The organism is Streptomyces sp. NPDC126510 (genome assembly GCF_040302345.1).
In the GTDB taxonomy this organism is placed as follows: Bacteria; Actinomycetota; Actinomycetes; order Streptomycetales; family Streptomycetaceae; genus Streptomyces.
The window spans coordinates 41,589-62,453 of record NZ_JBEORR010000014.1; the positions used below are offsets into that span (position 1 = coordinate 41,589).

Annotated in this window: 20 protein-coding genes; 7 read left to right on the plus strand and 13 right to left on the minus strand. The window is 72.8% G+C overall.

The window, feature by feature from the left end:
• Nucleotides 1–858, plus strand: a complete 858-nt coding sequence (locus tag ABTX60_RS21160) for an AAA family ATPase (RefSeq protein ID WP_352098542.1) — start codon at nt 1–3, stop codon at nt 856–858.
• Nucleotides 855–2,213 (plus strand): vWA domain-containing protein, encoded by a 1,359-nt coding sequence (locus ABTX60_RS21165; protein WP_352098543.1) that lies wholly within the window; start codon nt 855–857, stop codon nt 2,211–2,213. Before ABTX60_RS21160 ends, ABTX60_RS21165 begins: the two co-directional genes overlap by 4 nt.
• On the opposite strand, the gene ABTX60_RS21170 is transcribed toward ABTX60_RS21165, so the two are convergent.
• The 4 genes from ABTX60_RS21170 to ABTX60_RS21185 all read right to left on the minus strand — a co-directional run bounded on the left by ABTX60_RS21170 (nt 2,214) and on the right by ABTX60_RS21185 (nt 5,123).
• Nucleotides 2,214–2,918, minus strand: a complete 705-nt coding sequence (locus ABTX60_RS21170) for an SDR family oxidoreductase (RefSeq protein WP_352098544.1) — start codon at nt 2,916–2,918, stop codon at nt 2,214–2,216.
• 124 nt (nt 2,919–3,042) lie between these two features.
• Entirely contained in the window at nt 3,043–3,402 is a 360-nt protein-coding gene (locus ABTX60_RS21175; protein ID WP_053673613.1) for a cupin domain-containing protein, read from the minus strand.
• Nucleotides 3,403–3,462: 60 nt separating this feature from the next.
• The gene (locus ABTX60_RS21180; RefSeq protein ID WP_352098545.1) at nt 3,463–4,443 is read right to left on the minus strand and encodes a pyridoxal-phosphate dependent enzyme; all 981 of its coding nucleotides are present in this window, start codon (nt 4,441–4,443) and stop codon (nt 3,463–3,465) included.
• Entirely contained in the window at nt 4,440–5,123 is a 684-nt protein-coding gene (locus ABTX60_RS21185) for a helix-turn-helix transcriptional regulator (protein ID WP_352098546.1), read from the minus strand. The genes ABTX60_RS21180 and ABTX60_RS21185 overlap by 4 nt, the downstream gene beginning before the upstream one ends.
• A 185-nt stretch (nt 5,124–5,308) precedes the next feature.
• Between ABTX60_RS21185 and ABTX60_RS21190 the strand changes: the two genes are divergently transcribed.
• The 3 genes from ABTX60_RS21190 to ABTX60_RS21200 are packed head-to-tail and all read left to right on the plus strand — an operon-like array spanning nt 5,309 to nt 8,015.
• The gene (locus ABTX60_RS21190) at nt 5,309–6,241 is read left to right on the plus strand and encodes a metal ABC transporter solute-binding protein, Zn/Mn family (RefSeq protein WP_352098547.1); all 933 of its coding nucleotides are present in this window, start codon (nt 5,309–5,311) and stop codon (nt 6,239–6,241) included.
• Nucleotides 6,238–7,113 carry a metal ABC transporter ATP-binding protein gene (locus ABTX60_RS21195; RefSeq protein ID WP_352098548.1) on the plus strand — a complete coding sequence of 292 codons (876 nt, stop codon included), beginning with the start codon at nt 6,238–6,240 and terminating at the stop codon, nt 7,111–7,113. The genes ABTX60_RS21190 and ABTX60_RS21195 overlap by 4 nt, the downstream gene beginning before the upstream one ends.
• The gene (locus ABTX60_RS21200; RefSeq protein ID WP_352098549.1) at nt 7,110–8,015 is read left to right on the plus strand and encodes a metal ABC transporter permease; all 906 of its coding nucleotides are present in this window, start codon (nt 7,110–7,112) and stop codon (nt 8,013–8,015) included. Before ABTX60_RS21195 ends, ABTX60_RS21200 begins: the two co-directional genes overlap by 4 nt.
• 54 nt (nt 8,016–8,069) lie before the next feature.
• Here ABTX60_RS21200 and ABTX60_RS21205 read toward each other — a convergent pair whose 3' ends face one another.
• The 4 genes from ABTX60_RS21205 to ABTX60_RS21220 form a co-directional block, all read right to left on the minus strand.
• Nucleotides 8,070–9,767 (minus strand): amidohydrolase, encoded by a 1,698-nt coding sequence (locus tag ABTX60_RS21205; RefSeq protein ID WP_352098702.1) that lies wholly within the window; start codon nt 9,765–9,767, stop codon nt 8,070–8,072.
• Between the two features lie 65 nt (nt 9,768–9,832).
• Complete coding sequence (locus ABTX60_RS21210; protein WP_352098550.1) at nt 9,833–10,816, minus strand: ABC transporter permease; 984 nt, start codon at nt 10,814–10,816, stop codon at nt 9,833–9,835.
• Nucleotides 10,813–12,444, minus strand: coding sequence for a sugar ABC transporter ATP-binding protein (locus ABTX60_RS21215; RefSeq protein WP_352098551.1), 1,632 nt, complete (start codon nt 12,442–12,444; stop codon nt 10,813–10,815). The genes ABTX60_RS21210 and ABTX60_RS21215 overlap by 4 nt, the downstream gene beginning before the upstream one ends.
• Nucleotides 12,445–12,453: 9 nt before the next feature.
• On the minus strand, nt 12,454–13,464 hold the full coding sequence (locus ABTX60_RS21220) for a sugar ABC transporter substrate-binding protein (protein WP_352098552.1): 1,011 nt from the start codon (nt 13,462–13,464) through the stop codon (nt 12,454–12,456).
• 203 nt (nt 13,465–13,667) lie between these two features.
• On the opposite strand from ABTX60_RS21220, the gene ABTX60_RS21225 reads away from it, so the two are divergent.
• On the plus strand, nt 13,668–14,690 hold the full coding sequence (locus tag ABTX60_RS21225) for a helix-turn-helix transcriptional regulator (protein ID WP_352098553.1): 1,023 nt from the start codon (nt 13,668–13,670) through the stop codon (nt 14,688–14,690).
• A gap of 15 nt (nt 14,691–14,705) precedes the next feature.
• Here the strand turns inward: ABTX60_RS21225 and ABTX60_RS21230 are convergent, their stop codons facing one another.
• Complete coding sequence (locus tag ABTX60_RS21230; protein WP_352098554.1) at nt 14,706–15,647, minus strand: LLM class flavin-dependent oxidoreductase; 942 nt, start codon at nt 15,645–15,647, stop codon at nt 14,706–14,708.
• Nucleotides 15,648–15,769: 122 nt separating this feature from the next.
• On the opposite strand from ABTX60_RS21230, the gene ABTX60_RS21235 reads away from it, so the two are divergent.
• Nucleotides 15,770–16,342, plus strand: a complete 573-nt coding sequence (locus ABTX60_RS21235) for a MarR family winged helix-turn-helix transcriptional regulator (protein ID WP_352098555.1) — start codon at nt 15,770–15,772, stop codon at nt 16,340–16,342.
• Nucleotides 16,343–16,356: 14 nt separating this feature from the next.
• On the opposite strand, the gene ABTX60_RS21240 is transcribed toward ABTX60_RS21235, so the two are convergent.
• The 4 genes from ABTX60_RS21240 to ABTX60_RS21255 all read right to left on the minus strand — a co-directional run bounded on the left by ABTX60_RS21240 (nt 16,357) and on the right by ABTX60_RS21255 (nt 20,838).
• The gene (locus ABTX60_RS21240; protein WP_352098556.1) at nt 16,357–17,052 is read right to left on the minus strand and encodes a gamma-glutamyl-gamma-aminobutyrate hydrolase family protein; all 696 of its coding nucleotides are present in this window, start codon (nt 17,050–17,052) and stop codon (nt 16,357–16,359) included.
• Complete coding sequence (locus tag ABTX60_RS21245) at nt 17,049–18,539, minus strand: aldehyde dehydrogenase (RefSeq protein WP_352098557.1); 1,491 nt, start codon at nt 18,537–18,539, stop codon at nt 17,049–17,051. The genes ABTX60_RS21240 and ABTX60_RS21245 overlap by 4 nt, the downstream gene beginning before the upstream one ends.
• A gap of 96 nt (nt 18,540–18,635) precedes the next feature.
• On the minus strand, nt 18,636–20,096 hold the full coding sequence (locus tag ABTX60_RS21250; protein WP_352098558.1) for an APC family permease: 1,461 nt from the start codon (nt 20,094–20,096) through the stop codon (nt 18,636–18,638).
• A gap of 139 nt (nt 20,097–20,235) precedes the next feature.
• Complete coding sequence (locus ABTX60_RS21255; protein ID WP_352098559.1) at nt 20,236–20,838, minus strand: TetR/AcrR family transcriptional regulator; 603 nt, start codon at nt 20,836–20,838, stop codon at nt 20,236–20,238.
• Nucleotides 20,839–20,865: the final 27 nt, after the last annotated feature.

Sequence of the window (20,865 nt, forward strand, 5' to 3'; positions counted from 1 at the left end):
TTGTTCACATCCGTCGACGACGTCTCCGCGCGCCTCGCCGAGACCGGCTACCTCGCCTCGCCCGCCGTCGCCACGACCGTCTTCCTCGCCGACCGCCTCGGCAAGCCGCTCCTGGTGGAGGGCCCGGCCGGTGTCGGCAAGACGGAGCTCGCCAAGGCCGTCGCCGAGGTGGCCGGAGCGCGGCTGGTGCGCCTGCAGTGCTACGAGGGCGTCGACGAGTCCCGGGCGCTGTACGAGTGGAACCACGCCAAGCAGCTCCTGCGCATCAGCGCGGGCCGCGACGAGACGTGGGACGAGGCCCGCACGGACATCTTCAGCGAGGAGTTCCTCCTCACCCGGCCCCTTCTGACGGCGATCCGGGGCGACGACCCGACGGTGCTGCTGATCGACGAGACCGACAAGGCCGACGTCGAGGTGGAGGGCCTGCTGCTGGAGGTGCTCAGCGACTTCCAGGTGACCGTCCCCGAGCTGGGTACCATCACCGCGACGCGCCGCCCCTTCGTCGTCCTCACCTCCAACGCGAGCCGGGAGCTGTCCGAGGCGCTGCGCCGCCGCTGCCTCTTCCTGCACATCGGCTTCCCCGACGAGGAGCTGGAACGCCGGATCGTACGGCTGAAGGTGCCGGGGCTCGAGGAGACGCTGGCCCGCTCGGTCGTGCGGGTCGTGGGTGCGCTGCGGGCGATGGATCTGCGCAAGGTGCCGTCGGTCGCCGAGACCGTCGACTGGGCGCACACCCTGCTCGCGCTCGGCGCCGAGTCACTGGACGAGACCGTCGTGAAGGCCACGCTCGGCGTGCTCCTCAAGCATCAGGACGACGTCCTCAAGGCGTCCGCCAAGCTCGACCTGGACGCCCTGTGACCACGCCGGCGGGCGTCGCCGAGCGGCTGACGTCGCTCGTCGGGGCCCTGCGCGCGCACGGGGTGCGGATCGGCACCGGAGAGACGGTCGACGCGGCACGGGCGGTCGCGGAACTCGGACTCGCCGACCGGGAGCTGCTGCGCGAGGGGCTCGCGGCGACGCTGCTGCACGGGCCCGCGCAACGGCAGGTGTTCGACCCGGTCTTCGACCTGTACTTCCCACGCGGAGTCGGCGGCCCGGAGCAGCGGGCGGCGGGGCGCGAGGACCTGCGGGACCGGCTGGCCGACGCGCTGGCCGCCGACGACCGGGCGATGCTGGGCCGGCTGGCGATCGAGGCGGTCGACGGTTTCGGCGGCTACGGTTCCTCGCCGGAGTCGGACGGCTGGTCGTCGTACCAGGCGCTCGAACGGCTGCGACCGCAGACACTGCTGGCCCGGGTGCGTGACGACGTGCGGGGGCAGGGCGGGATGCAGGGGTTCGCGGACCGGCTGCTCGAGGACGAGATCCGGCGGCGCATCGACGCCTTCCGCGCCCTGGTGGCCGCGGAGGCACGGCGGCGGGTCGCCGAGCGGCGCGGCCGGGACGAGATCGCCCGGCGGGCGGTGGCCCCGACAGCGGACCGGGTCGACTTCCTGTTCGCCGGGCAGGACCGGCTGGCCGAGCTGCGCAGAACGGTGCAGCCGCTGGCCCGCAAGCTCGCGACCCGGCTGGCGGCCCGGCGCCGTCGCGCCTCCCGGGGCACGATCGATCTGCGGCGGACCCTGCGTGGTTCGCTGTCGACGGGCGGAGTGCCGATGAAGCCGGTGCTGCGCGCCCGGCGTCCCGCCCGCCCCGAACTGGTGCTGCTGTGCGACGTGTCCGGGTCGGTCTCCGGGTTCTCCGATTTCACGATGCTGCTGGTGCAGGCGCTGCACGACCAGTTCAGCAAGGTGCGGGTGTTCGCCTTCGTCAACCGGATCGACGAGGTGACCGGGCTGCTGGAGCACGGGCGGGCCGACCCGGAAGGGCTGGGCACCCGCATCCAGGCGGAGGCGGCCGTCACGGGCTATCCCGGGAGCAGTGACTACGGCATGGCCCTGGGTGAGTTCGCCGAGCGGTACGCGGACGCGGCCGGTTCCCGCACGACCGTGTTCGTCCTCGGGGACGCCCGGACGAACCGGAGCGACCCGAATCTGCCCGCCCTGCGGCAGATCACCGAGCGGGCCCGTCGCGTCCACTGGCTCAATCCCGAGCAGCGCTCCCGCTGGGGCACGGGCGATTCCGTGGCGCCCGCCTACGCCGAGCTGGCCGAGATGCACGAGTGCCGCAACGCCCGGCAGTTGAGCGCCCTGGTGGCCCGGCTGCTGCCGGTGTGATCAGGCGGCGGCGAGCTGCGGGTAGAGAGCGGCCGGGTCGGCCGCGAGACCGGCCTTGACCTGCCGTGAGAGGTCGTCGGCCAGGACCTCGTAGGCGCCGGACGCGATGCCGTCGAGGGCTTGGGCGGCGACGGAGCGGGCCGAGGACTTGGGGGCGTCGACCCCGGCCGTCATGTCCGTGTCGACGTAGCCGACGTGGAGGCCGGTGACGTCGATGCCGCGCGGCTTCAGGTCCAGGCGCAGTGAGTTGGTCTGCGACCAGAAGGCGGCCTTGGACGCGCTGTAGGAGCCTGCGAGGCCGATCCAGGACAGCACGGAGTGGACGTTGAGGATGTGGCCGCCGCCGTTGCGCTCGATGACGGGGACGAAGGCGCGGGTCACCAGGAGCGGCCCGAAGAAGTTCGTCTCGAACTCGCGCCGGACGTCCTCGACGGGCGAGTCGAGGAAGTTCGCGTTCACCGACGCACCGGCGTTGTTGATCAGCAGGGTGACGTCCCCGGCCTGCTGGGCCGCCGCGGCGACGGAGGCGGGCTCGGTCACCTCCAGGGCCAGCGGCACGGCGTCCGGGTGGGTGACGGTGCGCGGGTCGCGGGCGGTGGCGTACACCTTCCGCGCGCCCCTCTCGTACAGGGCCTCAACCAGCGCCCGGCCGATGCCGCGGCTGCCGCCGGTGACCAGGGCGACGGAACCTTCGATGGCGGTCATGGGGGTCTCCCTCAGATGCTCAGCTCGGAAACCGATCGGTTTCCCATGCCGGGAAGCGTAAACCGATCGGTTTCCAAGAGCAAGGGAAGACCGGGTGGCCGGTCGAAGGAGGTGAGAGGCCGCGCTAGTCCTTCTTGGCGTACTCCTTGGCCATGCTGCCCGCGAAGTCGTACACCACGCACTGCTCGTCGCCGACGACCCAGGCGTCGTGACCGGGCGCGCAGACGAACACGTCACCGGGTCCCACTTCGCTCTCCGCGCCGTCGTCCATGCGGATGTGCATACGACCCGAGACGACATAGCCGTTGTGGTGGATCCGACAGCTGTCCGTCCCGGCGATCGGGGCCACGGACTCGGACCAGCGCCAGCCCGGTTCGAAGGTGGCCACGGCGAAGTCCAGCCCTGTCATATGGACGGCTTCCAGGTGGCCTCGGGGGTAGTCGCGCCGCTCGTCCGGCTTGTCGAGCGTCTTCACTTCAAGCATGACGCTCCTCCTCGGTGAGGGTTTGGTTCCATCGTCCGTCCGCCCTCGGGGCGGCGCCATTCAGGTGGTGGCGCCGCCGCAGAGCTCGGCGAAGCGTCCGGCGTCGATGTTGCCCCCGGAGATGACGACACCGACCCGAGGGGGAAGCGTGCCCGCCCGGCCGGTGAGCAGCGCGGCCAGCGGGGTGGCGCCGCTCGGCTCGACGACGATCTTCAGGCGCTCGAAGGCGAACCGCATCGCGTCCCGGATCTCGTCGTCGGTGACCAGGACGACCTCGTCGAGGAGCCGCCGGTTGACCGAGAACGTCAGCTCTCCCGGGGTGTGCAGGGCCTGGCCGTCGGCGATGGTGCGCGGGACCGGGACGCTGACGCGCCGGCCCGCTTCCAGCGAACGCTTCGTGTCGTCCCCGGCCTCCGGCTCGACGCCGATGGTCCGGATGCCGGGGTGCAGTCCCTTGGCCGCCGTGGCGCTTCCGGCCATCAGCCCGCCGCCGCCGACCGGTGTCAGCAGTGCGTCCAGCTCCCCCACCTCTTCGAGGAGTTCGTAAGCGGCCGTGCCCTGCCCGGCCATGACGTGCGGATGCTCGTAGGGCGGAATGAGGGCCAGGCCGCGCTCGACGGCGAGGGCCTCTGCGACGGCGACGCGGTCTCCGGTGTAGCGGTCGTACGTGACGATCTCGGCGCCGTAGCCCGCGGTGGCGGCCCGCTTCGAGGGCGGGGCGTCCTCCGGCATGACGATGACGGCGGTGGTGCCCAGCTCCCGGGCCGCCAGGGCGACGGCCTGGGCGTGGTTGCCGGAGGAGTAGGCGGCGATGCCCCGGGACAGCTGATCGGGGGTGAGGCGGGAGGCGGCGTTGTAGGCGCCGCGGAACTTGAAGGCGCCCACACGCTGGAAGTTCTCGCACTTGAGGAAGATCTCGGCTCCGGCCAGCGCGTCCAGGGTGCGGGAGCGCAGCACGGGTGTGCGGTGGGCGACGCCCTTCAGCCGTGCGGCGGCGTCCCGGACGTCGTCGAGGGTGACCGGTGGGGTGGTGGTCGTCACGCGGATCCTCCGGTGGAAGTGTCGTGGGCGGCCCGCGCCCGGGACAGGTAGTTGTAGGCGGAGGCGCGGGAGATGCCGAGCCGGGCGGCGACCTGTTCGACGGCGCCGCGCACGGCGAAGACCCCGCGGGTGTCCAGGCCGCCGAACAGCTCCAGGCGTTCAGCGCGGTCCAGCTCCGCCCAGCTGCCCCGTTGCTGCGAGCGGTGGGCGTCGACGAGGGCGTCGACCACCGAGTCGATGTCGTTGCCGAAGGTGGTCGTCGGGAGCTCCGCCGGGGCGGCGGCACCGGCTCCGGCGAGCGCACCGAGCAGGTCGTGGACCTGCGTGAGCGCACCGACGTCCACGTTGACGCAGAGGGCGCCGAACACGGCCCCCGTGGAGTCCCGGAGCACGATCGTGGAGGACTTCACGGCCGTGCCGTTTCGGGTGCGGGTGACGTAGTTCAGTTCGTCGGACGCCTCGTCGCCGGCGGCGAGGACGCGCAAGCCGATCTCGCTCATCGCGCCGCCGACCGTGCGCCCCGTCACCGCTCCGGCCACCGCGACCACCGAGTGCTCCGGGTCCCGGTAGTCGTGCAGCACGACGTCGCAGACCGGCCCGAAGGTCGCGGCGATCCCGTCCACGACCGGCTTCAGCGCGGCGAGGACCGCGTCCCGTTCGGCGTTCAGAGCGTTGTCCATTACCGCCCCCTCTCACCTTCATCACTTTAGACCAGGAGTCCAGCGATTGGATAGACAGTCCAGCGGATCGCCAACAGTTGGCAATGGCTTTCACATGACTTCGGCCGCGACCCGCTTCTGACATTCATTCCCATCTAGCGTGATGCCCGTCGATGACCTTTGTGCACGCCCGTCCTGGAGGAGCCATGTCCCTGTCCACGTCCCGCCGCATCGCGCTGCTGACCAGCGCGTCACTGGCCCTGCTCGCGGGCTGCGGCAGCTCGTCGGACTCCGGGCCGGACTCCGGCGGCGGCAAGAGCACACCGGCTCGCGTGGCCGTGGTCGCCTCCACGAACGTCTGGGGCGACATCGCCCGGCGCATAGGCGGCGACCGGGTCGACGTCACCTCGGTCATCAGCGACCCCGACCAGGACCCGCACTCCTACGAGGCCGACCCCCAGAACCAGCTGGCCCTGGCCAAGGCGAAGGTCGTCGTCGAGAACGGCGGCGGCTACGACGACTTCGTCGACCACATGCTCAAGAGCGGCCACAACGACTCCGCCGCCGTGATCAACGCGGTCCGGGTCTCCGGCAAGACCGCACCCAAGGGCGGCGAGCTCAACGAGCACGTCTGGTACGACTTCCCCACCGTCGCCGAGGTCGCCGACCGGATCTCCGCCGCCCTCGCCAAGGCCGACCCGAGCGGCGCCACCGCCTTCACGAAGAACGCCGCAGCCTTCAAGGCGAAGCTCGCGCCGCTGGAGGCCGAGGAAGCGCAGATCAAGAAGGCGCACGGCGGTGAGGGCATCGCCATCACCGAGCCGGTGCCGCTGTACATGACCGAGGCGAGCGGGCTGGTGAACCGGACGCCCGCGCAGTTCAGCGAGGCGATCGAGGAGGGCGACGACGTCTCCCCGCGCATCCTCCAGGAGAGTCTCGCGCTGTTCAGCGACAAGAAGGTGAAGGCCCTCGTCTACAACGAGCAGACCTCCGGCCCCCAGACCGAGAAGGCCGAGGCGGCGGCCAAGGCGGCCGGCGTCCCCGTCGTGCCCGTGACCGAGACCCTGCCGAAGGGCAAGAAGTACCTCAGCTGGATGACCTCCAACCTCGACGCGCTCGCGAGCGCGCTGGCCAAGTGACCCCGATACCCCGGCAGGACGGCACGCCGGTCATCGCCCTGCGCGCGGCCGCCCTGTCCTACGGCGACCGCGAGGTGTGGAGCGGTCTCGACCTCGACGTGCGGCCCGGTGAGTTCCTGGCCGTACTGGGGCCGAACGGCGCGGGCAAGACCAGCTTCGTCCGGGCGCTGCTGGGGCGTCAGCCGCTGTCCGCCGGCACGCTGACCGTCCTCGGCCGGCCGGCGCGCGAGGCCGCCCGGCAGATCGGCTACGTCCCTCAGCAGGCGGCCCTGTCCGCGCAGGCCATGCTGCGCGCCCGCGACCTCGTCCGGTTCGGCATCGACGGCCACCGCTTCGGGCCGCGGCTGCGCACCGGCGGCATCCGCCGCAGGGTGGACGAGATCCTCGAGTCGGTGGGCGCGTCGGCCTACGCCGACGTCCCACTCGGGATGCTCTCCGGCGGCGAACGGCAACGCGTGCGCATCGGGCAGGCGCTGGCGACCGACCCCCGCCTCCTGCTCTGCGACGAGCCGCTGCTGTCGCTCGACCTGCACCACCAGCGGGCCGTCACCGAGCTGATCGACGCCCGGCGCCGCTCCCACGGCACGGCCGTGGTGTTCGTGACGCACGAGATCAACCCGGTGCTGGGCATGGCCGACCGCGTGCTGTACCTGGCCCCGGGCGGCCACCGGGCCGGGACCCCGGACGAGGTGCTGACCTCGGAGTCGCTGTCCCGCCTCTACGGCACGCAGGTCGACGTGCTCCGCGTCCGGGGCCGGGTGGTGGTCGCGGGAGCTCCCGACGAGACGGCGACCCCGCCGCACCACCCCGAGCGGGATCACGAACGGAGGCCCCACGAGCGGCCTCAGGAGACGGACGGAGTGCGGGCATGACACTCGCCGACGGGATCTGGCACCAGATCTTCGACTTCACCGACTACGGCGAACTCCTCGCCCTGGTCCGCAACTCCCTCGTCGCCGGCGTGGCACTGGGCCTGGTGGGCGGGCTGGCCGGGGTGTTCGTCCTGATGCGGGACCTGCCGTTCGCGGTGCACGGCATCAGCGAGCTGTCGTTCGCGGGCGCCTCCGCGGCCCTGCTGCTGGACGCGAACATCGTGGTCGGCTCGATCGCCGGTTCGCTCCTGGCCGCCGGTGCCATCGGCGTCCTCGGGTCCCGGGCCCGGGACCGCAACTCCGTGATCGGCATCATCATGCCGTTCGGCCTGGGACTCGGCGTGCTCTTCCTCGCCCTGTACAAGGGCCGGGCCGCCAACAAGTTCGGGCTGCTCACCGGGCAGATCGTCGCCGTGGACACCCCGCAGATGTCCTGGCTGCTGGGCACCTCCGTCCTGGTGCTGGCCGCCCTGGCGGTGATGTGGCGTCCGCTGTCCTTCGCCAGTACGGATCCGGACGTGGCGGAGGCCCGCGGGGTGCCGGTGCGTGCGCTGTCCTTCGCGTTCATGCTGGTGCTCGGGCTCGCGGTCGCCCTGTCGGTGCAGATCGTCGGCGCGCTGCTGGTGCTCTCCCTGGTCGTCACCCCGGCCGCGGCGGCCGCCCGCGTCACCGCGTCGCCGGTGCTGCTGCCCGCGCTGAGCGTGGTGTTCGCCGTGGTCTCCATCGAGGGCGGCATCCTGCTCGCCCTGGGCAGCAGCATTCCCATCAGCCCCTACGTCACGACGATCTCGTTCGGCATCTATGCGGTGTGCCGGGGGGCCGGCCGGTACCGCGCCCGGCGGTGGGGGGCGCGGCGCCCGGCGGTGCGGGCGGCCCGAGCAGGTCTCACCGCTCGCACCTGAGCGGGTCTCGCCGCACGAACCGAAACGGCCTCGCGGCACGAACCGGATCGTGAGTCACCGCTCGAAGACCACCTGCCCGTCGAACACCGTGAGGTCCACCTGCGCCTGAGTGATCTCGTGCGGGTCGAGGTCCAGCAGCGGCCGGTCCAGCACACACAGGTCGGCGGCCTGGCCCGCTTCGATGGTGCCCTTCCAGTCGTCGGCGAAGTCCTGCCAGGCGGCGGTGGAGGTGTAGGCGCGCAGGGCGTCGGCGAGCGGGACGCACTGTTCGGGGCCGCTGGTACGGCCGCTGGCCTTGGACTCGCGCAGCATCATCGCGGCCACGCCCTGGCGCCAGTCGGGCTCGGTGATGGGGGCGTCGGAGCTGGCGCACACCCGTACGCCGGCGTCCAGCGCGGAGCGCACCGGCCACTGGTAGGCGGAGCGTTCGGGGCCGACGAGCTCGTCCATCAGGTCGGAGATGGTCCACTTGATGGCGGGGTTCATGTTGACGCCGTAGCCGTGCGCGGCGAGCTTGGCCAGGCTGCCCGGGCTGATGAAGTCGCCGTGGATGACGTAGTGGCGGGCGTCGGGGCGGGGCGCGGCCGTGTTGGCGGCGAGGAAGGCGTCCACCACGAGGTCGATGGCCCGGTCGCCGGTGACGTGCACGCCGAGCTGGAAGCCGGCCTCGTGGCCGAGCCTGATCATCTCGCGCAGTTCGTGCACCTGGAGCGCGGGCGTGTCGCCGTGCACGCACAGGGCGCCGTGACCGCCGCCCGGGTACGGCTCACTCATCCACGCCGTGCGGTTGGGCGGTACGCCGTCGGCGAAGATCTTGACTCCGATGGCCCGCAGCAGCCGGGGGTCGGCCGACTCGGGGCGGCGCAGTTCGGCCAGCCCCTCGCGGACGTCCGCGGCGGAGCCGCCCATGGGGGCGGGCAGGAGCAGGACGCTGACGCGGGCCTGGAGTTCGCCGCTCGCGGCGAGGTCGGCGTAGGCGTTCCAGTTGTCGGTGCTCAGGCCGCCGAAGAGGGAGCCGGCGCCGCCGGGGCCGAGGCCGGGCTCGGTGTAGCTGGTGATGCCGCGGGAGTGCAGTTCGCGGATCACGCCCTGGATGGCACGGCGGCGCTGGTCCCGGGTCGGTGCGGGGAGCTCGGCCTGGACGAGCCGTCCGGCGGCCTCGCGCAGGATGCCGGTCGGCCGGCCGTCGGGGTCGTGGTCGATCACACCGCCGGGCGGGGCCGGGGTGCCGGCGTCGACGCCGCAACGGCGCAGTGCCGCGGAGTTGACCCACACCATGTGCGAGGAGAAGTCGGTCAGGCAGACCGGGTGATCGGGCGCCACCGCGTCGAGGTCCCGCCGGTGCGGGAAGCGGCCCGGGTCGGCGAGGCACTCGGCGAGGTAGCCGGGGTCCCAGCCCAGGCCGATGATCCACTCCCCCGGCGGTGTCTCCCGTGCCGCCCGGCCGACCGACGCGGCGATGTCGGCGACGGAGCCGACCGCCGGGTGGCCGACGTCGAGGGCGAACGGCGGTTTCGTCATGCCGTAGGCGGCGCCGTGCAGATGCGAGTCGTTGATGCCGGGCAGCACGGTCCGGCCGCCCAGTTCGACGATCCGGGTGCCGGGCCCGGCCAGGGCACGCATCTCCGCGTCGCTGCCGACGGCCAGGATGTCCCGGCCGCGCACGGCGACGCCCTCGGCGACGGTGAACCCCGCGTCGACGGTCAGGACCTGGCCGCCGGTCAGGACGAGGGTGGGAGCGCTGTCGCTCACGGAGGGGGTCTCGCCCACGGATGCGGTGTCGCTCACGGATGACCTCATTTCAGGGGAATGGTTGATCAGCGGCCGGTGCGGGGTGCGAAGTACGCCAGGGCCGCGCCGGCCACCAGCGCGGTGCCCTGGGCCATCTGCTGCCAGAACGTCGGCACGTTCAGCAGGGTCAGGCCGTTCTGCAGGCCGCCCAGGAAGAGCACGCCGAGCAGGACGCCGAGGATCGAGCCGGAGCCGCCGGTGAGGGCGACGCCGCCGAGCAGCACCGCGGTGAGCACGGTCAGTTCGAACCCGGCGCCGGAGGTGCCGGCCACCGCGCTGTCCAGCACCGACGCCTTGATGGCGCCGGCCAGGGCGGCGGCCACACCGGTGGCGACGAACAGCGCGAACGGGGTGCGGCGGATGTGGATGCCGGAGAGGTGGGCGGCCTCCCGGTTGACGCCGATGGCGAAGACGTGCCGTCCGGCCGGGGTGAGCGCGAGGAACAGGGCGCCCGCGGCCAGCACGAGCGCCGCGACGACGACCGGGGCGGCGATCCACGCGATGCGAGCCCCACCGATCCAGGCGAACCCGGAGCCGAAGCCGCTCAGCGGAAGTGGGAACAGTTGCTGCGCCAGGCCCCGTACGGCGGTCAGCATGCCCAGGGTGACGATGAACGCGGACAGCCCGAACCAGCAGCAGAGCACGCCGTTGACGGCCCCGACCAGCGCCCCCGCGGCGAGTGCCCCGAGCAGGGCGACGGCGGGCGACTGGTGGTGCTGCCCCGCGAGCCAGCCCCCGACCAGACCGCCGAGGGCGAGCGTGGAGCCGACCGACAGGTCGAGGTAGCCGCTGATGACGAGCAGGGCCAGCGGGACGGCGACGATGGCGAGGGTCGCGGCGTCGGTGGCGATGCCGCTCAGATTGGCCGGGTCCAGGAAGCTCCCCGTGGTCAGCTGGAAGACCAGCACCATCGCGACGAGCACGACGAGGAGCGGGTTGCGGCGTACGGCGGCGAGCCCGCCCGTGGTGATCAAGCGGGGCCGCGCGAGGGCCGGGTCGGCGGTGGTCATGCTGCTCCTTCTGCGGTCAGGGGGTCGTGAGCGGCCGACAGCAGGGCCTGTTCGGTGAGTTCGGCGCCGGAGAGTTCGCCGGCGATCCGTCCCTGCGCGACGATCAGACAGCGGTCGGCGAGCGCCACGATCTCCTCGGGGTCGCTGGAGGCGAACAGCACGGCGGTGCCGCGTTCTTGGGCGAGGGTGGACACCACCCGGTAGATCTCCTGACGGGCGCCCACGTCGACGCCCTGTGTCGGCTCGTCCAGCAGCAGCACCTCCACGTGCCGGGCCTCGTTGATCCACCGGCCGAGGACGAGCTTTTGCTGGTTGCCGCCGGAGAACGCCCCCGCCGGCAACCCGGGCCGGGCCGGTCGCAGCCCGACCGCGTCGGCCAGTGCGCCGAACACCCGCCGCTCGGAGCGCAGTGCCCGCACCCCGAAGCGGGACAGCGGCTGGACGGAGGGGAGCAGCGCGTTGTCCTGCGCGGTCATCGTGGGGAACAGGCCCTGGGCCCGCCGGTCCGCCGGGACGAGCGCGATCCCGGCGGCGAGCGCGTCGGCCGGACGGGCCGGGCTGACGGTACGGTCGCCGACCCGGGTCGTGCCGGCGGTGGCGCGGCGCCGGCCGTAGAGGGTCTCCAGGATGCGGGTGCGGCCGGAGCCGATGAGCCCGAACAGGCCGACACGTTCGCCCGCGGCGACGGTGAGGTCGACGGGGCCGAAGCCGGGTCCCCGCAGGGCTTCGACCTCCAGCCGGGGCGGGTCCGGTGTGTGCCCGGCCCGGGGCGCCTCCCCAGCGGGTGGGTGCCCGGCCCTGGGCGCCGCCGGCGCGTGCACGACGTGATGTGTGTCCGGCGCCGGCGTGTGGCCGATGCTCCCTGTCCGCGGGCCGGACTCCGTCCGTGGTCGCACCTGCTCCGCCGGGGGGCCCGCGATCGCCTCCACCAGCTCGCGCCGCGTCCGCCCCGCGACCGTCGCGTGGTGGGTCACCCGTCCGTCCCGGAGTACGGTCACCGCATCCGCGAGCCGTTCCACCTCCCCCAAGAGGTGGGTGACGTAGACGAGCGCGAGCCCCTGGGCGCGCAGGTCCTCGACGCGTTCCGCGAGGGCGTCGGTCTCCGCGCCGGACAGGGCGGCCGTCGGTTCGTCGAGGACGAGGACGGCGGCGCTGCGGCTGAGGGCCTTGGCGATCTCCACCAACTGGCGCTGCCCCATGGGCAGATCCCCCACTCGGTCGCGTGGGGAGCACTTCGCGGCCACACGCTGGAGCAGCCCGGCGGCGACCTCCTCCTGGGCACGCCGGTCGATGCGGCCGTGCCGGGTCCACTCCTGACCGAGGAAGATGTTCTCCGCCACGGTCAGAGCGTCGACCACGCTGAGCGTCTGGAAGATGATCGCCACGCCGGACGCGATGGACTCGCGCGGGGTGAGCCGGCTGTAAGGCGTCCCGCAGACCTCGATGGTGCCGGCGTCGGGCGGGTAGGCGCCGCCCAGGCACTTGATGAGGGTGGACTTGCCGGCGCCGTTGTGTCCGAGCAGGGCGTGCACCTGGCCGGCGGGGACGGTGAGGTCCACGCCGTCGAGGGCCCGGACGCCGCCGAAGGACTTCGTCAGGCCGCTGATGCGGAGGTTCGTGGTCGTCATTCGTCGGCCCTAGGCGTTCTGGGCGAGCAGGGCGTCGATCCGGGCGGTGTCGGCGCGCTGGACGAGTGTGATGGGCACCTGGGCGCTCGGGTTCGCCTTCCCGGCGGCGACCGCGCGCGGCACGTCCACGATGGCCGCGGCGATGTCCTTCGGAGCGAGGGCGGCGGAGGCCCGGTAGAACGTGCCCTGCTTGACGGCGAGGAGGGAGGGCGCGGAGCCGTCCTGGCCACCGACGAAGGTCTTCGCGTCGTCCTTGTCCCGGCCCGCCTGCTGCAGGGCCTTGAATCCGCCGTACGCGGCGGCGTCTGTGACGCCGAGAACGAGGTTGAGGTCGGGGTGCTTGGCGAGGATCGCCTTCGTCTTCGACAGGCCCGAGTCCGGGTCGATGGACTGCTCCCGCGCCACCACGTCGACACCCGGCGCCGCCTTGGTGAAGGCGTCGATCATGCCCTTGGTGCGTTCGCGGCCGAGTTCGATGGTGTCGTCGGTGAGAAAGGCGATCTTGCCCTTGCCGCCGAGGTGCTCCTGGGCCCATTTCGCCGCCGCCTGCCCGAGCAGGGTGCCGCCCTCGCGGAAGCTGAACCGGATGTCGGCGCTCTGGTGCTGCAGGGAGCCGCCGTAGGTCACCCAGATCAGTCCGGCGTCGAGGGCCGCCTTGGCGATGGGCTCGGCGGCCTCGAACACCATGGGGAAGGACACGATCGCCGGGACCTTGCGGGCCACCCAGGTGTTGAGGTTGGTGGCCTGGGTGTCGGAACTGGCGTTGTCGCTCGTCGTCAGCAGCGAGATGCCGTGCCGCTTCGCCTGCGCGGTGGAGAGCTTCACCAGCGTGGAGTAGAGCGGGAGCTGGGTGAAGGGGTAGTCGAGACCGATCTTCGTCAGGCGGGCGCCGCCGGAGGCCGAGGGCTTGGCCGAGGCGGCCGTGTTCCCCGGAGCCGAGCATCCGGCGGCGGCCAGGGCGGTGGCGGCGGACAGGGCGAGGAAGTGTCTGCGCGAGGCGGTGTACGGGGGTGGGGTCATGGCGGGGACTCTCCGAGGGGCGGGCCCGACTGGGGCGTCCGGCTGTGCGGAACAGGAAAGTCCCGCCGGGCCCGCCGCACCATCCGTACAAATACCGACCGCGGGCACGGCCGGACTTCCGGGCGCACCTTGCCGGGCGCGGACGGGAGCCCTATCGTTAGGCCCCAAACGACATCGCTGTCCGAGCCGACCGGAGGCTCGTCATGACCAGCCACCACCAGATCGCGGCAGCCGCCCGCATCGGCATGCTCACCCGCGAGCGCGACACCACCGCCGCCTCCGCGCAGGCGCTGCGCGAACTCGCCCGTGCGCTGCCCCTGGACGCGGCGACCCTGCTCACGATCGACCCGCTGACCGGCTCCCACGTCCAGATCGCGAGCATCGGCTACACCGCCGAGGCCTCGCAGGCCCTGGCCGGGGAGTTCGTCGCGACCCCCTGGTACCGCAATGTCGTACGGCGGGAGCTGCCGCCGTCCATCTCGGAAGACGCCGAGGACGCCGGGCTCCGCTTCCGGCACGGCTGGTTCTACGCGGAGCGGGTCCGCCCGGCCGGCTTCCGGGACGGTGTCACTGGGGCGCTGCGGCAGCGGGGCCGGCTGGTGGGTCTGGTGCACCTGTCCACGGAAAGCGCGGACGCCTACGACACCGACGCGCGGCGGCTGCTCGCCTCCGTGATTCCCGCCCTGGCCGCCTTCGCCGACCCGCTGGCCCGTGCCTGCGACCTGCACGGCCTGGCGACAGAGGACGCGGCGAGCCTGGTCACCGGCGACGGTCGCGTCATCGACCTGCCCGGCCGCGACCGGCCCCGGGTCCTGCGGGAGGAGGACGGGTTCGGTGCGCTGCTGGACGCTTTCGCCGGCACCGGCGGGCAGCGGCTGCGGCTGCTGTGGCCGTCCGGGGGTGGCTGGCGGCGGGTCGTGCTGCACCGGCATCCGGCGGGACCCGGCCTGGCCGCGGACGCGGTGCTGGTGCACGAGATGCCCACGGAACTGCCGTACGGGTTGAGCCCCAGGGAGCTGGAGGTGCTCACCCGCGCCGCCACCGGGCAGACCAACCAGGCGATCGCCCAGGCACTGTTCCTGTCTCCGCGGACCGTGCACAGCCATGTCGAGCATCTGCTGCGCAAGACCGGTTGCGCCTCGCGGGCCGAGGCCACCGCCCTCGCCGTGCGGGACGGGCTGCTGCGGCCGGACCCGGATCACCTCGCGCGGTTCGTCGAGCGGTGATCCGGGCCGGGGCGGTCAGGACGTCAGCGCCTCGACGCGCCGCATGACCTCGCGGCAGAACTCCCCCACGCCGTCCGGGTCGTCGATGAACTGGTTCGGCTTGACGCAGAACGTCGTGAAGCCCTGCTCCACCTGCTCCGGGATCACGGAGAGCGCCGCGCCGAGGTCCGCCGGTGAGCGGTCGTCCGGGAACACTGCCTGGGTGCCGCCGATCATCTCCAGCTCCGCGATGTCCCGCCCGGCCGTCGACATCGCCTTCTCGAGTCCCTGAAGGTCCTCGGGCGTGGGCCGGCCGAGCGGGTGGAAGCCGTGACCGTACCCGACGAGGCGGCGCAGGACCGGGCCGTGCAGGCGCTGGCCGCCGAACCACAGCCGGGGGCCCTCGGGGCGGTGCGCCTTGGGTTCGAAGTAGACGTCCCGGAAGGGGTAGTGGGGTCCCTCGTGGGAGAGCGGGGACGGGCCCCAGGCCTTCGCCCAGATCTCCAGGTGCTCGTCGAGGAGCCGCCCGCGGCGGGCGAACGGCACACCGAGGGCGTCGTACTCGTCCTTGCTCCAGCTCACCGTGGGCTGTACGACGAGACGCCCCTCGCTGATCAGGTCGAGGGTGCCGAGTTCGCGGGCGAGCAGCAGGGGGTGACGCAGCGGGGCGAGGACGGCCGCGGCGGCCAGGCGCAGCCGGGAGGTGACGGAGGCGATGGCGGCGAGCAGCAGCAGGGAGTTCGGCCAGGGGGTGTACGGGTCCTGGTTGCCCGGGAGGGCGTAGTCTCGGGGGTTTCCCATGATGCCTGCGGCCGCCGCGTCGGGGCCGAGGACGATGTGCTCGCTGACCATGACGGCGTCGAAGCCGGCGTCCTCGGCCTCGCGGGCCCAGCGGACCGCGGCGGGCAGATCGGCCCGGCCGCCGGTGAGGGTCCAGTTCTCGCTGAGGACGAGGAGCATGCGGGGAGGGCTGGGCATGACGGGTTCTTCCTTTCGGCTTCGTACAATTTGAGTCCGAACGATCGGGCGGCGGTGAGCCGCCCGTGTGTGACGCGTCGCGACCCGGCCATGGGAATCGCGACCATACGAAGGAGCCGCTCGTGCCGGGGCACCGATCCATCACCGAAGCCGAGAAACTCGCCGCGGCGAAGCTCGGCGGCATTGCGATCCGCCGGGAGCAGATGGCGGCGGTGGCGAACATCTACCGGGCGGCGTCCGCCGTGCGGCAGCACCTGGAGAACTCGGTGCTGCGCGGTTCCGACCTGACCTGGACGGCCTTCGTGGTGCTGTGGGTGGTCTGGGTGTGGGGCGAGTCGGAGACCCGGCACGTGGCCGAGGAGGCGGGGATCTCCAAGGGCACGCTCACGGGTGTGGTGCGCACGCTGGAGTCCCGGGGCCTGCTGCGGCGCGACGGCCATCCGAGCGACGGGCGTCTGGTGCTGCTGAGTCTCACCGCCGAGGGCGAGGAGTTCATGGCGCGGGTGTTCCCGGCGTTCAACGAGGAGGAGGCCTTCGTCACCGCCGGGCTCAGCGACGCCGAGTGCCGCAGCCTCGCCGAGGGGCTGCGCAGCGTGGTGCTCCAGGTGGAGGAGCACGGCGAGGAGCGGCGGCAGTCCCTGCTGGGCGGCGCCGAGCCCGCCCCGCGGCGCAGCGGGCGGCGGCCCCGGGCCTGAGAACCGCCGCGGCCTCACCGGGTCGCGGCCCGCACGAGCGCGTCGAACAGGCCCTGCTGGGCGGGATCCTCGTGCGCGGTGTCCTCGGGGTGCCACTGGACGGCCGTGAACCAGCCGTGGGCGCCGGGGAGTTCGAGGGCCTCGACGGTGCCGTCGGCCGCCCGGGCCGTGACGCGCAGGCCCGCGCCCGGGCGGTCGACGCGCTGGTGGTGGTAGCAGGACGCGTCGGTCTTCTCGGCGCCCGCTGCTTCCGCCACGAGCGAGCCGGGTTCCAGGGCGACGGGGTGCACGAGATGCCGGTGTTCGTGCTCGGGGCCGCCCATGTCCTGCTCCAGGGTGCCGCCGAGGGCGACGTTGACCACCTGGAGGCCGCGGCAGACGGCGAGCAGGGGCAGGCCCGACTCCAGGGCGTGCCGGGCGACGTCGAGGTCGAAGGTGTCCTGGAGGGTGTCCACGTCGTAGACGGTGTCGTGGGTGTCGATGGCGCCGTAGCGGGAGGGGGCGAGGTCACCGCCGCCGGGGAGCAGGACGCCGTCGAAGCGGGCCAGCCGGGCGGCGGTGCCCGTCTGCGCCGGATGGATGCTCGCCGGTTCGCCACCCGCCCGCCACACGGCCTCGATCAGGGCGCGGGCGTTGACCTCGGCGGCGTACCGGAGGGCTGAGGTCGTGGCGGCGAAGCGGGCGGGGATCGCGATCAGGGGGCGGTTCACAGCTGGATCCAGGTGGTCTTCAGCTCGGTGTATTTCTCCAGCGCGTGGGCGGACTTGTCGCGGCCGTTGCCCGACTGCTTCATGCCGCCGAAGGGCACGGTGAGGTCGCCCTCCTCGTAGCAGTTGACCCAGACCGTTCCGGCCTTCAGGGCGCGCGACGCCCGGTGGGCGGTGGACAGGTCGGAGGTCCACAGGCCGGCGGCGAGGCCGTACTCGGTGGCGTTGGCCAGGCGGACCGCCTCGTCGAGGTCGTCGAAGGCGAGCACGGACAGGACGGGGCCGAAGATTTCCTCCCGGGCCAGTCGCGAGCCGGGGTCCACGCGGTCGAAGACGGTGGGTTCGAGGTAGGTCCCGCCCGTTTCGATGAGGACCCGCTCACCGCCGGTGCGCAGGCGGGCGCCCTCGTCGACGCCGTGGCGGATGTGGTCGCGCACGCGGTCCAGGTGCGCCCGGCCGACGAGGGCGCCCATCTCCGTCTCCGGGTCGAGGGGGTCGCCCACCCTCAGTTCGCGGGCCCGCCGGATCACGGCCTCGGTGACCCGCTCGGCGATCGAGGAGTGCACGAGGAGCCGGGAGGGGGCGGTGCACATCTCGCCCTGGTTGAAGAAGATGCCCCAGGCGGCGGTGGCGGCGGCCTTGTCCAGGTCGGGGGCGTCGGGCAGGACGATGTTGGGCGACTTGCCGCCGAGTTCCAGCCAGACGCGCTTGAGGTTGGAGTCGGCGGCGTAGCGCAGGAAGTGGCGGCCGACGGCGGTGGAGCCGGTGAACGCCAGGACGTCGACGTCCGGGTGGAGGCCGAGGGCACGGCCCGCCGTCGGGCCGTCGCCGGTGACGACGTTCAGGACACCGGGCGGGAGGCCGGCCTCGGTGGCGAGCCGCCCGAGGAGCAGGGCGGAGAGCGGGGAGTTCTCCGAGGGCTTGAGGACGACCGTGCAACCGGCCGCCAGGGCCGGGGCGACCTTCCAGCCGGCCAGGGTCAGCGGGAAGTTCCAGGGGACCACCGCCCCCACCACCCCGGCGGGTTCCCTGGTGACCAGGGCGAGGGCGTCCGGGGCGGTGTGCGGGGACTCGTCGGTCAGCTTGTCCGCGAGCTGGCCGTACCAGCGGAACGTGGTGATGACGGCGCGCAGTTCGATGCCGTACGCGTCCGCGATCGGTTTGCCCATCTCCAGGCTGACCGTGAGGGCGAGTTCCTCGCGGCGTTCCTCCAGCAGGTCGGCGAGGCGGAGCAGGGTCCGGCCGCGCTCGGCGGGTGCCAGGCGCGGCCACGGGCCGGTGTCGAAGGCCCGCCGGGCGGCGGCGACGGCCGCGTCCACCTCGGCGGCGCCGCCGTCCGCGACCTCGGCGAGGACCCGGCCGTCGCGCGGGGACACGACCGGGAAGGCCGCCCCTCCCCCGGCCTCGTCGGTGCCGTCGATGTGGTGGGCACCGGGGAGCTGGAACGCCTTGGCGCGGCGCAGCCACTCGACGTGGGGGACGGCCGGCATGAGGAATTCTCCTTTGATCTCAAACGATATGGGCGGGGCTGTGCGCGGACGGCCGTTGCTCGCGGACGGTGTGCTCGCGGACGGCCGTGCCCGCGGTCAGCCGTCGGCAGCCGCGACGCCCCTCCCCCGCACCCGTGCGGCGACCAGCCCGAGTCCCATGACGACCGGGACGGACAGCGTGAGCCACAGGGCGGTGGTGCGTTCGCCGCCGATGAGGGTGGTGAAGTTGGCCAGGATGAGCCAGATCGCCCCCGCGATGCCGAGCGCGCCCAGGGCGGGTGCGATCAGCGTGTTCCAGGGGCGGGTGTCCAGGCGGGCGCGGCGGAAGAAGACGACGACGGACACCGAGGTCAGCAGGTACAGGAGCATCATCGCCAGGACGGCGACGCCGCTGAACCAGGAGAACAGGGTCAGCACCGGGTCCTTGCCGGCCAGCGCGAAGGGCACCACCAGCAGGACGGCCAGGACCGTCTGGACGCACCCGGCGGTCCAGGGCGCGTGGCGGCGGTTGAGCCGGCACATCCGCAGCGGCAGCAGCCGGTCGCGGCCGAGGGAGAACAGGTAGCGGTTGGCCGAGTTGTGGAAGGTGAGGATGCCGGCGAAGAGCGACGTGGCGAGCAGGACCGGCAGTACGTCGCCGACCCAGCCGCCGAAGTCCGCCGCGATGGGCGCGAAGACGAACCCGGCGCCGTCGCCGCCCTCCAGGGCCTTGCCCGCGGCGGCGGTGGCCTTCGAGGCGCCGTAGGACGAGATCAGCATCCAGGAGACCAGGGCGAAGAAGCCCGTGACGACGGCGACCGCGAGGTAGGTGGCCCGCGGCACGGTCTTCCTGGGCTCGCGTGCCTCCTCGCCGTAGATGGCGGTGGCCTCGAAGCCGAACATGGAGGCCACGGCGAACATCACGGCCACGCCGGGGGCGCCGTCCAGGGCGGCGGACGGCGAGAAGCTGTCGGCGAGGCCGAGTCCCTCGGGGCCGCCGCCCTTGAAGAGGGTGACCAGGGCGAAGACCGACAGGATGCTGAACTCGGCGAGGACGAACACGGCGAGGACCTTGGCGCCCATCTCGACGCCGGCCGCCCCGAGTGCCTGGACGACGGCCATGGTGGCCAGCGTCCAGAGCCACCACGGCAGGTCGAGGCCGGTGTGGCTCGCGACGAGGCCGCTCACGATGGCGCCGTAGAGGCCGTACATCGCGGCCTGGATGGTGCAGTAGGCGAAGAGGGCGAGGCCCGCGCTGCCGGTGCCGGTGGTGCGGCCGAGGCCCTTGCCGATGTACGTGTAGAAGGCGCCCGCGTCCACCACGTGGCGGCCCATGGCGACGAACCCCACCGAGAACAGCAGGATCACCAGGCCCGCCACCAGATAGGCGGCGGGTACCCCGGGGCCGTTGCCGAGGGCCACGGCGATGGGGGCCGCGCCGGCGATGCCGGTCAGCGGGGCCTGGGCGGACAGGACGAAGAAGAGGATGCCCAGGACGCCGAGGGCGTTGGGCTTGAGCGTGCCTGCGGTGGGCGCGTCCGGTTCCGCCGTGTGCCGGGAGACCGTCTGACTGTCCACTCGGATCACCTGCCAGAGGGGAGGAAGGATCGTTTCAGGCCAAACGAGTTGCCTCATCGTGGGGCGGAACTATCCGTTTGGCAAGGGGTGAGGGACGAGGAATTCCCGCGCCGCGGGACGGCAGGGGTCCGGCAGCTGGTCAGGCTTCGTCGCCGGGCCGCTCGGCGAGCAGCCGCAGGACCGAGCGCAGCTCGTCCAGGGCCTCGTCGATGACCTCGCGCTCTCCGAAGACCAGCTGGTGCAGGACGAGTCCCTCCAGCGTGGCGAACACCATCCGGGACAGGCCCTCGCCGACCGGGCCTGGCAACATCTGGGTGAGTTCGCGCCGGGTCGCGTCGAAGTACTCGTCGTACAGCGACCGCAGGTGGGCCAGGAGCTCGGGGCGGCGCCGGGCCTCCAGGAGGAGTTCGTACTGGAACGCCTGCAGGTCCGGCCCGGCCTCCACCATGTCCGTCAGCCCCACCGAGAAGTCGGCGGCCCTGCCGGTGCCCGGTTCGAGGGCGCTGCTGTTGAGCGAGGAGCGGATGGCGTGGGCCACTGCCTCCTCGATCAGGGCGTCCCGGGAGCCGAAGTGGTGCACGACCAGGCCGTGGGTGACGCCGGCCTCCTCCGCGACGGCCCGGTAGGTGAGCCTGCGCAGCCCGCCCCGGGCCACGACCCGCACGGCGGCCTCCAGCAGGGCCTCACGGCCCGTGCCGTAGTTCACGCGCTTGCGGGGGCGGCGCCCGGCGGGCTCGGTCATGCCCGTGACCCTACCGGGGTGGTCCTG